General features: G+C 71.4%; 15 protein-coding genes. 4 read left to right on the top strand and 11 right to left on the bottom strand.

The genetic code is table 11. The features are described from left to right. Window positions 1-16: 16 nt before the first annotated feature. Genes D9C15_RS01065 through D9C15_RS01055 form a run of 3 tightly spaced genes read right to left on the bottom strand, consistent with a single transcriptional unit; the run spans window position 17 to window position 2,595 of the window. A complete protein-coding gene (locus D9C15_RS01065; protein ID WP_127995573.1) occupies window positions 17-1,027 on the bottom strand; it encodes an ABC transporter substrate-binding protein in 1,011 nt (336 codons plus the stop codon). 9 nt (window positions 1,028-1,036) lie between these two features. Further along, window positions 1,037-1,810 carry an ABC transporter permease gene (locus D9C15_RS01060; RefSeq protein ID WP_127995572.1) on the bottom strand — a complete coding sequence of 258 codons (774 nt, stop codon included), beginning with the start codon at window positions 1,808-1,810 and terminating at the stop codon, window positions 1,037-1,039. Beyond that, a complete protein-coding gene (locus tag D9C15_RS01055) occupies window positions 1,807-2,595 on the bottom strand; it encodes an ABC transporter ATP-binding protein (RefSeq protein WP_127995571.1) in 789 nt (262 codons plus the stop codon). The genes D9C15_RS01060 and D9C15_RS01055 overlap by 4 nt, the downstream gene beginning before the upstream one ends. Window positions 2,596-2,621: 26 nt before the next feature. Between D9C15_RS01055 and D9C15_RS01050 the strand changes: the two genes are divergently transcribed. Beyond that, the gene (locus D9C15_RS01050; protein ID WP_127995570.1) at window positions 2,622-3,476 is read left to right on the top strand and encodes an aldo/keto reductase; all 855 of its coding nucleotides are present in this window, start codon (window positions 2,622-2,624) and stop codon (window positions 3,474-3,476) included. Between the two features lie 13 nt (window positions 3,477-3,489). Here D9C15_RS01050 and D9C15_RS01045 read toward each other — a convergent pair whose 3' ends face one another. The 3 genes from D9C15_RS01045 to D9C15_RS01040 form a co-directional block, all read right to left on the bottom strand. After that, on the bottom strand, window positions 3,490-3,750 hold the full coding sequence (locus D9C15_RS01045) for a hypothetical protein (RefSeq protein WP_240668246.1): 261 nt from the start codon (window positions 3,748-3,750) through the stop codon (window positions 3,490-3,492). A 48-nt stretch (window positions 3,751-3,798) separates the two neighbouring features. Next, window positions 3,799-3,957, bottom strand: a complete 159-nt coding sequence (locus tag D9C15_RS33290) for a hypothetical protein (RefSeq protein ID WP_164886608.1) — start codon at window positions 3,955-3,957, stop codon at window positions 3,799-3,801. A 278-nt stretch (window positions 3,958-4,235) separates the two neighbouring features. Then, window positions 4,236-4,805, bottom strand: coding sequence for a hypothetical protein (locus D9C15_RS01040; RefSeq protein ID WP_127995569.1), 570 nt, complete (start codon window positions 4,803-4,805; stop codon window positions 4,236-4,238). Between the two features lie 86 nt (window positions 4,806-4,891). Between D9C15_RS01040 and purT the strand changes: the two genes are divergently transcribed. From purT to D9C15_RS01025, 3 genes are all read left to right on the top strand, one after another. After that, complete coding sequence (purT, locus tag D9C15_RS01035; protein ID WP_127995568.1) at window positions 4,892-6,106, top strand: formate-dependent phosphoribosylglycinamide formyltransferase; 1,215 nt, start codon at window positions 4,892-4,894, stop codon at window positions 6,104-6,106. A 95-nt stretch (window positions 6,107-6,201) separates the two neighbouring features. Next, the gene (locus tag D9C15_RS01030) at window positions 6,202-7,983 is read left to right on the top strand and encodes a cache domain-containing sensor histidine kinase (RefSeq protein ID WP_240668245.1); all 1,782 of its coding nucleotides are present in this window, start codon (window positions 6,202-6,204) and stop codon (window positions 7,981-7,983) included. Window positions 7,984-8,077: 94 nt separating this feature from the next. Beyond that, window positions 8,078-8,470, top strand: coding sequence for a hypothetical protein (locus tag D9C15_RS01025; RefSeq protein WP_127995567.1), 393 nt, complete (start codon window positions 8,078-8,080; stop codon window positions 8,468-8,470). Between the two features lie 9 nt (window positions 8,471-8,479). On the opposite strand, the gene D9C15_RS01020 is transcribed toward D9C15_RS01025, so the two are convergent. From D9C15_RS01020 to D9C15_RS01000, 5 genes are all read right to left on the bottom strand, one after another. Then, the gene (locus D9C15_RS01020) at window positions 8,480-8,923 is read right to left on the bottom strand and encodes an Hsp20/alpha crystallin family protein (RefSeq protein ID WP_127995566.1); all 444 of its coding nucleotides are present in this window, start codon (window positions 8,921-8,923) and stop codon (window positions 8,480-8,482) included. Window positions 8,924-9,040: 117 nt separating this feature from the next. After that, window positions 9,041-11,107, bottom strand: a complete 2,067-nt coding sequence (gene fusA, locus D9C15_RS01015) for an elongation factor G (RefSeq protein ID WP_127995565.1) — start codon at window positions 11,105-11,107, stop codon at window positions 9,041-9,043. Window positions 11,108-11,238: 131 nt separating this feature from the next. Continuing rightward, on the bottom strand, window positions 11,239-11,574 hold the full coding sequence (locus D9C15_RS01010) for a hypothetical protein (RefSeq protein WP_127995564.1): 336 nt from the start codon (window positions 11,572-11,574) through the stop codon (window positions 11,239-11,241). Then, window positions 11,571-11,948: a phage holin family protein gene (locus D9C15_RS01005; RefSeq protein ID WP_127995563.1), complete on the bottom strand. Its 378-nt coding sequence runs from the start codon at window positions 11,946-11,948 to the stop codon at window positions 11,571-11,573. The genes D9C15_RS01010 and D9C15_RS01005 overlap by 4 nt, the downstream gene beginning before the upstream one ends. Window positions 11,949-11,958: 10 nt before the next feature. Next, window positions 11,959-12,267 (bottom strand): ElaB/YgaM/YqjD family protein, encoded by a 309-nt coding sequence (locus tag D9C15_RS01000; protein WP_127995562.1) that lies wholly within the window; start codon window positions 12,265-12,267, stop codon window positions 11,959-11,961.

Raw genomic sequence — 12,267 nt, 5'->3', positions numbered from 1 at the left:
CGACTTGAGCGTTGACTCACTTCCCGCCCAGCGTCGCCTTCACGTCGAGGCCGACCTTCCTGTTGACGAACTGGTAGGTGGCGACCTTGGCCAGGTCGACCTCGCCCGGCTTGTACAGGCCGGCCTTGACCATCTGCTCGTAGAAGTCCTTCACCCGGCCGGCGTTCATCGCGCCGATGCCGTTGGCCAGCGATTCGCCCGAGTCGACGATGCCCTGCTGCTTCATCAGCGCCGTCGAGGCCTCGAGCTCGGCCTCGGTCATCTCGGGGTTGTCCTTGATCATCAGCGCGTTGGCCGCCCGGCGGTTGCCGTACAGGTAGTTGACCCAGCCGAGGATGGAGGCATCGACGAAGCGCTGCACCAGGTCCGGCTGGTTCTTCACGGTCTCCGTGCGCGCCTCGATCACGGTGGAGTAGGTCGAGAAGCCGTGGTCGGCCAGCAGGTGCACCACCGGCTTGAACTTGCCCTGGTTCTCGACGTAGATCGGCTCGGCCACCGAGTAGCCCTGCTGGATCGCCTTCGGGTTGGCGAGGAAGGGGCCGAGGTTGTAGTTGTAGGGCTTGAGCGCCTCGTCCTTGAAGCCGTGCGTCACCTTCAGCCACTGCCACCAGGAGAACTGGCCGTCCTTGGCGATCAGGGCGGTCGGGGCGTTCTTCAGCGCCTCGAACTTCTCGTAGCCCTGGCCGGGGTGGGCGATCAGCGCCTGCGGGTCCTTCTGGAACATGGCCGCGACGACGACCGTCGGCACGCCGTTCTTGGCGTTGTCGAAGTTGTGCAGCAGGTTGCCCGTCATCAGGAAGTGGATGCGGCCAGCCGGCAACAGGGGCCGGTTGTTGACCTGCGGGCCGCCGGGCTGGATGGTCACGTCCAGGCCGTACTTCCTGTACGTGCCGTCGGCCAGCGCCTGGTAGAAGCCGCCGTGCGCGGCCTGCGCCTTCCAGTTGGTGGCAAACACCACCTTGTCCTCGGCCTGGGCCGAGGCGGCGCACAGCAGGGCCGCGAGTAGGGAGAGGGTGCGCTGGGTCATGGCCGGCTCCTAGTCGTGAAGGGTCTGCTCCGAAGCATGCCACCGCCCGAGCAGCAGGCGCGAGAGGCCGTTGAAGCCCCAGAAGATCAGCACCCCGGTGGCCACCAGCAGCAACAGCGCGGCGAACATCTTCGGCGTCTCGGTGCGGAAGCTGGCCTCGAGGATGCGCGAGGCCAGGCCCGTCTCGCGCCCGGCCGCGCCGGCCACCATCTCGGCCGTCACCGCGCCGATCAGGCTCAGCCCGCCGGAGATCTTCAGCCCGGCCACGAAGTAGGGCAGTGCGCTGGGCACCAGCAGCAGGCGCAGGCGCTGCCAGGGCGTGGCGCGGTAGAGGCGGTACAGGTCGCGCAGGTTCGGGTCGGCCGCGCGCAGGCCGACCACGGTGTTCGACAGGATCGGGAAGAACGCGACGATCCAGGTGCACAGCAGCAGCGCGGCCGTGGTGCTCTCCACGTAGATCAGGATCAGCGGTGCGATCGCGACGATCGGCGTCACCTGCAGGATCACCGCGATCGGGAACAGCGCCGTCTCGACCGGCCGCGACAGCGCGAACACGGCCGCGATCGCCACCCCGCCGGCGCAGGCCAGCGCCAGCGCGCCGAAGGTGATCTTCAGCGTGAACCACCAGCTGCCGGCCAGCGAGCCGAAGTTCGCGGCCAGCGTCTGCAGCACCAGCGTCGGCGCGGGCAGCGTGTAGTGCGGAATCTTGGCCAGCCGCACCAGCGCCTCCCAGGCGAGCAGCAGGCCGAGCAGCGTCAGCAGCGGCAAGGCACCGCGCTTCATGCGGCCTGCGGCACGTGGGCCGCCTCGAGCGCGTCGGTCAGCGTGCGACAGTGCGCCAGGTAGGCCGGCGAGGTGCGGAAGGCCGGCGTACGCGGGTAGGGCTCGTCGATCGCCAGCTCGGCGATGATGTGTCCGGGCCGCGCGCTCATCACCAGCACGCGCTGGCTCAGGAATACCGACTCGTACACGCTGTGGGTGACGAACAGCGTGGCCAGGTCCTTCGACTGCCAGGAGGCGAGCAGGTCGGCGTTGAGCTTCTGGCGCGTGATCTCGTCCAGCGCGGCGAAAGGCTCGTCCATCAGCAGCAGCAGCGGCTCGGTCACCAGCGCGCGGGCGATCGACACACGCATCTTCATGCCGCCCGACAGCTCGCCCGGGAAGGCGGACGCGAAGTCCAACAGCCCGACCGAGTTCAGCGCCCGCTCGATGCGGTCGTGCGCCGCATCCCGGCCCATGCCGGCCAGGCGCAGCGGCAGCCAGACGTTGTCGAACACGCTGGCCCAGGGCATCAGCGTGGGTTCCTGGAACACGTAGGCGGTCTGTGCGCTGCGCCGGTCGCGCAGCGCGGGGGCATCGATGCGGCCGGCGCTGACCGGCTCGAGCCCGGCCGCAAGCTTGAGCACCGTGCTCTTGCCGCAGCCCGAGGGGCCGAGGATGGTGACGAACTCGCCGGCCGCCACCGACAGCGTCGTGCCCTGCAAGGCGAGCAGGCCGTTGCCGAAGCGCTTCTCGACTCCTTCCAGCTCCAGCACCGACATCGCGATCCTCTCCCGGGTGACTACCATGCAGTATCGCGGCAGAAGCAAGCGCCATGCAGCACGTGACCTTCCCCGACGGATCGACCCGCCCGGCCCTCGGCCTGGGCACCTGGCGCATGGGCGAATCCGCGCGCACGGGCGGCGCCGAGATCGCCGCCGTGCGGCTCGCGCTCGAGCTCGGCTACCGCGTCATCGACACGGCCGAGATGTACGGCGAGGGCGGCGCGGAGCGGGTGGTCGGTGTCGCGCTGGCCGACGCGCTGCGCGCGGGCGTCGTGGCCCGCGAGGACGTGTTCGTCGTCAGCAAGGTCTACCCGCACAACGCCAGCCGGCGTGGCGTGCCGGCGGCCTGCGAGCGCAGCCGCAAGCGGCTCGGGTTCGACCGCATCGACCTCTACCTGCTGCACTGGCGCGGCGCCCATCCTCTGGGCGAGACCGTCGAGGCCTTCGAGCAGCTGCGCGCGCGCGGCCACATCGGGGCCTGGGGCGTGAGCAACTTCGACCTGGAGGACATGGAAGAACTGGTCGGCGTGCCGCAGGGCGACGCCTGTGCGGCGGACCAGGTGTATTTCTCGCTCGGCGAGCGTGGCGCCGGGGTCGCGCTGCTGCCCTGGCTGCGCGCACGCGGCATGCCGCTGATGGCCTATTGCCCGATCGACCAGGGCGCCCTGGCGGCCGACGCGCGGCTCGTGGCGCCGGCGCAGCGGCTCGGGGTCAGCCCCGCCCAGCTCGGGCTGGCCTGGGTGCTGCACCAGCCCGGCGTGATGGCGATTCCGAAGGCGGTGCGCGAGACGCACCTGCGCGAGAACCGGGCGGCCGCCGAGCTCGTGCTGGACGAGGCCGTCCGGCACGAGCTCGACAGGCTGTTCCCGCCACCGCGGGCGCGCGGGCCGCTCGCGATGGTGTGACGCGGCGCGAGCATCACAGGCGCTGCACGCCGGGCAGCCAGCCGACGAGCTCGCCGTCGAGGTACAGCGCACCCTCGGGCGCGCCGGCCTCGGCGTAGAACTCCAGCTGCGCCGGGCCGCGGACCGGCCGGCGCGGGGCGGCCAGCCGGCGTGCCAGGCGGGCCAGTGCGGCGCTCGCGGCGCGCAGCACGGCCGCGGCGGCGCGGCGGGGCCAGACGGACGCCGGGCGCGGCTCGACAGCGGCGCTCCAGCGGGGGACTTTCAGGCTCGACATGGTCTTCTCCACGGTCGCGGCCCTCGTCATGGCGGGGCCGCGGCAGGTTCAGGGGCTGTGTTTCAGTCGGTGCAGTTCGGCGCGCAGCTCGTCGCGCCCGCGGCGGCGGGCGAAGCGGCTGTCCGGCTGGTGCGATCCGGCGCGGCGGAACTGCGCGGGCGCCACCATCGGATTGCGCGGCTTGAGGGTCTTGACGGTGATCTTCATCAGCGGGTCTCCGGAAAGGGGCGCCTGAAAACACGACGGCCCGGGTGCTGACGCGACCCGGGCCGTGCACGGCGAGCGGAGGATTCGCTCAGCCGGTGCGCGGACCGGAACGCTGGCGCGCGCCTGTGAGAGGCAGCGCGGTCGGGCACGACGGGAACAGCGGGCGGGTCATCGGGCGCAGAAAGTGGATGGATGGGCCTCGTCGCCGGAAGCGACTTGCGCACATGATAAACGCTTCATTATCTTTGGCAAGACCCCTTGCCTTAGGGGCCTCCCGCTCAGCGCTTGCGCTTGAGCGGTGCGACGCCGGCCCCGACGCGGCCCCACAGCGAGGCGTCGTCCTCCGGCGCCGGGGGCTTCGGCGCGGCGCCGGCGCCGCGGCCGGGGGCGGCGGGCGTCGGCGGCGCGGCCGGCGGAGGCGGCGCGAGCACCTCGCCGAGCAGGTCCAGCAGCCGGGTGCGGGCGCGTTGCGGGTGGCGCCGGTAGTAGGTCAGCACCAGGCCGACGATGAAACGTTCGTCGTCGTCCTGCGGCAGGCCGTGCGCCGGCTCCTCGGGGGACGCACGCGGGGCGGCGTCGGGGCCGGCGTGCGGCTGGTCCATCCAGCCCGGCGGCTTGTGCGTCAGCACCTCGAACTGGCGCGCCAGGCGTTCGCCGATCTGGCGCGAGCGCGCCTTGATCTGGCTCCAGTAGCTCGGCTGGATCTGCAGGCGCTCGGCGAAACGTCGCTCCAGGCCGCGCAGCGTCGCCGCGTCGGGGTGCTTGACGGTGGCGCGCACGAACTCGTCGAACAGCAGCAGCGCGTTGTCGAGGCGGATCTGCGCGACGTCGCGCGTGGCGGAGGACATGCCCGGATGATAAAGCTGCGTTGACCGGCCAAGGCGCCGTCCCGGCGCGAGACAATGCCGGCCGCCCGCCGTATCAGGAACCGCTCATGACCACGCTCGGAACCCCGCTCTCGCCCACCGCCACCCGCGTGATGCTGCTGGGCAGCGGCGAGCTGGGCAAGGAGGTGCTGATCGCGCTGCAGCGCCTGGGCGTGGAGACGATCGCGGTGGACCGTTATGCCAATGCGCCGGGCCACCAGGTGGCGCACCACGCACGCGTGATCACGATGAGCGACCCGGCGCAGCTGAAGGCGCTGATCGAGGCCGAACGGCCGATGCTGGTGGTGCCCGAGATCGAGGCGATCGCCACGCCGGTGCTCGAGGAGCTCGAGGCGCAGGGCCTGGTGCGCGTGATCCCGACCGCCCGCGCGGCGCGCCTGACGATGGACCGCGAAGGCATCCGCCGCCTCGCCGCCGAGACGCTCGGCCTGTCCACCAGCCCCTACAGGTTCTGCGATTCGCTGGCCGAGCTGCAGGCGGCGATCGACGGCGCGGACGGGAAGGGGATCGGCTATCCGTGCATCGTCAAGCCGGTGATGAGCAGCTCCGGTAAGGGCCAGAGCAAGATCGACGGCCCGGCCGACGTGAAGAAGGCCTGGGACTACGCGATGGCCGGCGGGCGCGTCAGCCATGGCCGGGTGATCGTCGAGGGCTTCATCGACTTCGACTACGAGATCACCCAGCTCACCGTGCGCCATGCCGACGCGCGCGGCCACATCGAGACCTCGTTTTGCGAGCCGATCGGCCACATCCAGGTGAGCGGCGACTATGTCGAGAGCTGGCAGCCGCACCCGATGTCGAGCGCCGCGCTGGAGCGCTCGCGCGAGATCGCCGAGGCCGTCACCGGCAACCTGGGCGGGCTGGGCCTGTTCGGCGTCGAGCTGTTCGTCAAGGGCGACCAGGTCTGGTTCAGCGAGGTCTCGCCGCGCCCGCACGACACCGGCATGGTGACCATGGCCACCCAGTGGCAGAACGAGTTCGAGCTGCACGCGCGCGCCATCCTCGGCCTGCCGGTGGACACCACGCTGAAGAGCCCGGGCGCCAGCGCCGTCATCTACGGCGGTGTCGAGGCGCGCGGCATCGTGTTCGACGGCGTCGCCGCGGCCCTGCAGGTGCCGGGCACCGAGCTCCGTCTGTTCGGCAAGCCGGAGAGCTTCACGAAGCGGCGCATGGGCGTGGCGCTGGCGCACGACGCAGACGTCGAACGGGCGCGGACGAGGGCGAAGCAGGCCGCGGCGCTGGTCCGTCCCCGGGCGGTCTGAGTCCGACAAATTGCCGAAAATGATAAAAATGTTCAGCCGAAAAGCGCATGAACGGCTGAACTGATGGATAGTGGCGGCGAACCGAGGAAGCCGCCGTGATTTCGACCTTCGCCCCCGCGGGACCGACGCCCGCCCCGACCGACCCGACCCGCACCGCCGCCGACCGCTCGCCAGGCTGGCGGCTCAGCCATGCCCTGTCCGCGGCCGGCCTGGTGGCCCTGCTGATCCTGTGGAGCGCGGTCTGGCTGGTGGTGAGCGCGCGGCGCGACGAGGCGATCGACGCCGAGGTCCGTCAGAACGCCAACGTCGCACGCGCCCTGCAGGAGCAGACCGAGCGGGTGCTGGCCACGGTGGATCACGCCACGCTGCGTGTGCGTGACGCGGTGGTGGCGCATCCCGACGCCGTGCCCGACCTGGAGCGCTTCGCCAACGAGACCGGCCTGGCGCCGAAGATCCTGGTGCAGCTGTCCCAGGTCTGGCCGGACGGCCGCTTCGCCGCCAGCAACCTCGACCCCACGGGCGAGCGCACCGGCCATGTCGACCTGTCTCAGCGCGAGCATGTGCGCATCCACCTCGCGCCGCACACCCTGCCCGAACGCGACCGTCAGCTGCCCGACAACGGGCTGTTCGTCGGCAAGCCGGTGCTCGGCAAGGTGTCGCAGCGCTGGACCATCCAGCTCTCGCGCAAGATCGTCGCCGCCGACGGCCGCGTGCTGGGCGTGGTGGTGGCCTCGCTGGACCCGGCGTACTTCGAGGCCGTCTATGCGCGTGTGCAGCTCGGCGGCCAGGGCGGCGTGACGCTGGCCGGCAGCGACCTGAACGTGCGCGCCCGCGTGATCGGCGGGCAGGCCAAGGGCATGGGCACCAGCATCGGCTCCGGCAGTCCGGCGGCTCGGCCCGACCTGCCGGCCGAGGGACACTACCTCAGCACCAGCTCGATCGATGGTGTCGACCGCATCTACGCGCACCGGCGCATCAGCGGCTACCCGATGAACATCTTCGTGTTCACCGGCCGCGAGGAAGCACTGGCCGCCTGGAACAAGGGCCGGCTGTTCACCGTGGCGATGGCATCCGTCGCCTCGCTGCTGCTGGTGACGGTGCTGGCGCTGCTGGCGCTGGGGCTGCGCCGCCAGGAGCGCGCCAACGAGGCGCTGCGTGCCAGCGAGATGGCAGCGCAGTCGGCCAACCGCGCCAAGACCGAGTTCCTGGCCGCGATCTCGCACGAGCTGCGCACGCCGCTGACCTCGATCCGCGGCTTCGCGGAGCTGATGGAGCGCCGCATCGAGCACCCGGTGTTCCGCGAGCAGGCCGGGCTGATCCGCAAGGGCGCCGAGCACCTGAACACGCTGCTGACCGAGATCCTGGACATGACCCGCATCGAGGCCGGCGCCATGCCCATCGTCCCGGAACCGCAGGACCTGCGCCAACTGGTGACCGGTGTGGGCGAGTTCTTCGAGGTCGCGGCCGCCGCCAAGGGGCTGAGGCTGGAGGTGCAGGTCGCGCCGGAGGTGCCGCCGCTGGTCTCCTGCGACCCGCTGCGCACCAAGCAGATCCTGAACAACCTGATGTCCAACGCGATCAAGTTCACGGCGCAGGGGCGGGTCGGCCTGCAGGTCGAGCGCCAGGGCGACACGCTGCTGCTGCACGTGACCGACACCGGCCCGGGCATCGCGGCCGAGCAGCACGAACTCATCTTCGAGAAGTTCCGCCAGGGCAACGACCGGGTCAGCTACCAGCATGGCGGCACCGGGCTCGGTCTGGCGCTCTCGCGCTCGCTGGCCGAGCTGATGGGCGGCCGCCTGTCCTTGCGCTCGGTGCCCGGCGCGGGCTCCACCTTCACCTTCACGCTGCCCCTGCGCGACGCCGGCGTGCGATAGGAACGCCAATCCGTCACGCGTCGCGTGCGTCGCTCATCGATCGGCGCGGCGGCGGGTTACGCTGGCAGCAGCAATCGAGAGGGGGAGTGGCGCCATGTCGCTGGCAATGTCTCTGGCCGTCGCCGTGATCGCCGCGGCCCTGGCCGCCGTGTTCGGCTGGGCGCTGGGCGGCCGGCGCGGCTCGGCCGCGCTCGAGGCCCGGGTCGACCGGGCCGAGCAGGCCCTGAAGGAGGAGTCCGCCCGCGCGGCCGCCAAGCTGGCGGCGGCGGAGGCACAGGCCCGGCGCGACGTGGCCGCAGTGCAGGAGGAAATGCTCGCGCGCCTCGAGCGCCTGCAGGCCGACCACCGGGCCGAGAGCGAGAAGCTCGCCGCCCACCTCACCCAGGCCTACGACGAGCTGGACCGGCTGCGCCATCGCGGCGCACCGGCGCAGCCCGGCGACACCGGGCAGGGCTTCCCCGCCACGATGCCGCTCGGCGACCTCTGAGCCGACGCGTCAGGAGATCTGCAGCTTGGTGCTGCGCGGGCCTTCGCGCTTGGGCAGCGTCAGCGTCAGCACGCCGTTCTCGAACTTCGCCGCGGCGCGGGCCGAATCCACCGCCTGCGGCAGCTCGAATGAACGCGCATACGACTCGTGGCTGCGCTCGCTGTAGAGCAGCTTCTCGCCTTCCTTCTTCTCGGACTGCGTGTTCGCCTTGGCGCTGATGGCGACCCAGGAGCCGTCGATGTCGACGGCGATGTCTTCCTTCTTCGCGCCGGGCAGCTCCGCACGCACCTCGTAGGCGTTGTCACGCTCGACCACGTCGAGCTTGGCGCGCGAGACCAGCGACGCACCGGCGCGCTGGCCGACCCAGTCGTTGAACATCGCGTCGATCAGGCTGAACGGGTCACGCGAAGTGCCGGCCACCTGGGAACCGGGACGGGAAAGCAGCGAGAACATGGACTTCTCCTTGACGAAACGACGGCCATGCCGTCCATGCCAAGGAGATAGGGCGCAGCGCGACCCGCTTCAAGGGCCGTGCCGGCCACTCCGGACATGGCGCTGAGCCAGATCAAATCACTCGTCGTCGTGCGGCTTGAACTGCGCCGCGAGCTGCTGCTGCACCGTCGGCGGCACCGCCTCGTAGTGGCTCAGCTCCAGCGTGTAGCGCCCCTGGCCGCCGGTCAGGCCGTTCAGCCGGGCCTGGTAGTTGTTCAGCTCCGACAGCGGCACCTGGCCGTTGACCACCATCTGCGCCCCCGGCAGCGCCTGCGTGCCGCTGACCTGGCCGCGCTTGGCCGACAGGTCGCCGGTGATGTCGCCCATCGCCTGCTCGGGCGCGGTGATCTCGACCTTGACGATGGGCTCGAGCACGATGGGCCGCGCCTTCATCACCGCGTCGATGAAGGCCTTGCGGCCGGCCGTCGCGAAGGCGATGTCCTTCGAGTCGACCGAGTGCGACTTGCCGTCGTAGACGATCACGCGCACGTCCTTGACCGGGTAGCCGGCCACCACGCCCGAGTCCATCGCCTGGCGCACGCCCTTCTCGACCGCCGGGATGAACTGGGTCGGGATGGTGCCGCCCTTGACCTGGTCGACGAACTCGAAGCCCGACCCGCGCGGCAGCGGCTCGATCTTCAGGTACACCTCGCCGAACTGGCCGGCGCCGCCGCTCTGCTTCTTGTGGCGGTGGTGGCCCTCGGCCGGCGCGGTGACCGTCTCGCGGTAGGCGATGCGCGGCGGGCGCGTGTTCACCTCGCACTTGTAGACCTCGCTCATGCGCTCGAGCAGCGTGCGCAGGTGCAGCTCGCCCAGGCCGTAGACCACGGTCTCGTTGGTCACCGCCACGTGCTCGACCTTCAGGCAGGGGTCCTCGTCGACCAACTTCTGCAGGATCTCCCACATGCGCTGCTCGTCGCCGCGCCGCTTGGGCTCGATCGCCAGGCCGTGCACCGGCACCGGGAAGGGCAGCGGCCGCAGGTGCAGGTGGTCGTCCTCGGCGGCGTCGTGCAGCACCGCGTCGAAGTGCATCTCGTCGACCTTGGCCACCGCGCAGATGTCGCCCGGCACGCCGCGCGCCACCTCCACATGCTCCTTGCCCTGCAGCATGAACAGGTGGCCGACCTTGAAGGGCTTGCGCCCGTCGCCGATGTAGAGCTGGCTGTCCTTGGTGACCGTGCCCTGGTGGATGCGGAAGATGCCCATGCGCCCGACGTAGGGGTCGACCGTCACCTTGAACACATGCGCGATGACGTGCTTCGAGGGGTCCGTCGGGTCGGCGTGCAGTTCCTTCGCCTCGGCCCCTTCGCCCTTGTAGAACTGCGGCGGGTTGCCCTCGGTCGGGTTGGGCAGCAGCAGCTCGATCACCTCCAGCAGCTCGGCCACGCCGGCGCCGTTGCGCGCCGAGACGAAGCAGATCGGGATCAGGTGCCCCTCGCGCAGCGCCTGCTCGAGCGGCGCGTGCAGTTCCTTCGGGTCCACGTCGCCGTCGTTCAGGTAGCGGTCGACGAAGGCCGGGTCCACCTCGACCACCTGCTCGACGAGCGCACGGTGCGCCGCCTCCACCGAGCCGAAGTCGCTCTCGCCCTGGGTGTTGAAGAAGCAGTCGACCACCTTCGTGCCGCCGGCCGCCGGCAGGTTCAGCGGCAGGCATTCCTTGCCGAAGGTCTCGCGGATCTGCTCGACCAGGCCCGGCAGGTCGACGCCCTGGGCGTCGATCTTGTTCACGATGATCATGCGGTCGAGCCCGCGCCCGGCAGCCCATTCCATCATCCGGCGGCTCATCATCTCGATGCCGGTGCTCGCGTTGACGACGATCGCCGCGGTCTCCACCGCCTCCAGCGCCGTCATCGACTGGCCGACGAAATCCGGGTAGCCCGGGGTGTCGATCAGGTGGATGCGCGTGCCCTGGTGCGTCAGGTGCATCACGGCCGCGTTCAGCGAATGCTGGGCGCGGCGCTCCATCGGGTCGAAATCGCTGACCGTGGTGCCGCGCTCCAGGCTGCCGGGGGCGCCGATCGCGCCGGCGCGGTGCAGCAGCGCCTCGGCCAGGCTGGTCTTTCCTGCCGCAGACTGGCCGACCAGCGCCAGCGTGCGGATGGCTGGGGTGCCGAGGGTGTCGGGGGTGCCGGGGGTGACAGGCATGATGCGCTCCTTCGAAGGCGCGATCTCCTGCGCCCGGGTGGCTGGGGAGGGGGTTGCGAAGAGGTTAAGGGATAGCCGCGCGGGCGGCAATCGGGAGCGCTGCGGTACGTCAAGGCCCCCGCGCCGGCGCTTCAGCGCCCCAGCAGCTGCGCGCGCCAGACCGGCGGCAGGCCGCGCCAGACGCGCCAGGCCAGCAGTGCCCAACGCAGCCAGGGCCGGCGGCGCGGCGCCGGCGCCGCCGGGCGGCGCAGCAGCCGGCGCAACCCGAGGCCGACCAGCAGGCCGGCGCCGGCCCAGCCGAGCGGGCCGGCCAGTGCGGCACGGGCTCGCGTCGCCAGGCGCTGCCCGGCATCGGCGCGTTCGGCCAGCTGCCCGAGCGCAGCGCCGGCCTGCAGGCGCAGCAGCTGCGAGGCGAGCAGCAGGTCCTGGCGGCGCTGGGCGCGCGCCGCCCGGTCGGCCGCCGTCATGGCGCCGCCCGGTCGCGCAGGCCCTGCTCGTCGGCGCGCAGCTCGGCCAGGCTGCTGGCGAAGGGCCCCGGGGCGTCGCCGAGCCGGCGCAGCCGCCACAGGCCGAACAGCAACCCGGCGACGAAGACGGCGCTGCAGGCGAGCAGCGCCGCCAGCCGGTGGCTGTCCCACAGCAAGACGGTGACCGTCAGCGCGACGAACACCAGCGCCAGCCCGCCCAGCAGCGCGCTCAGCACCGACCAGAACAGCAGCGCCGCGAGGCGCTCCTTCTCGTCCTGAAGGTCGAGCGCCAGCAGCTCGAGCCGGATCCGGCCCAGCGCCAGCAGCGACGCGCCCAGCCGGCCGAGCGTCTCGCTCAGCGGGGCGGCAGGCATCGCCGCCCGCTCAGCGCCGGCCGATCAGCACGCCCAGCGCCAGGCCGACCGCGGCGGCGGCGCCGACGGCCTGCCAGGGGTGCGTGTGCACGTACTCGTCGGTGGACTTGACGGCGCGCTTGCCGCGCTCCAGTACCTCCTCGCCGGCGTGGCCGATCTGGTCGCGCGCGGCGTCCAGGCGTTCGCGGATGCGGCTGCGCAGGGCCTTGGCCTCGCCTTCGGCCTGGTTGGTGGTGGCCTTCATCAGCGCATCGATATCGTCCATCACCTGGTGGAAGTCGGCGGAAAGCTTCTCGCGCACGGCGGCGGTGTCGTTCAT

The sequence above is a fragment of the Piscinibacter defluvii genome (assembly GCF_004011805.1).
In the GTDB taxonomy this organism is placed as follows: domain Bacteria; phylum Pseudomonadota; class Gammaproteobacteria; order Burkholderiales; family Burkholderiaceae_C; genus Piscinibacter; species Piscinibacter defluvii.
Note: the sequence above shows the minus strand (reverse complement) of the source record. Positions and strands in the feature narration are given on the sequence as shown.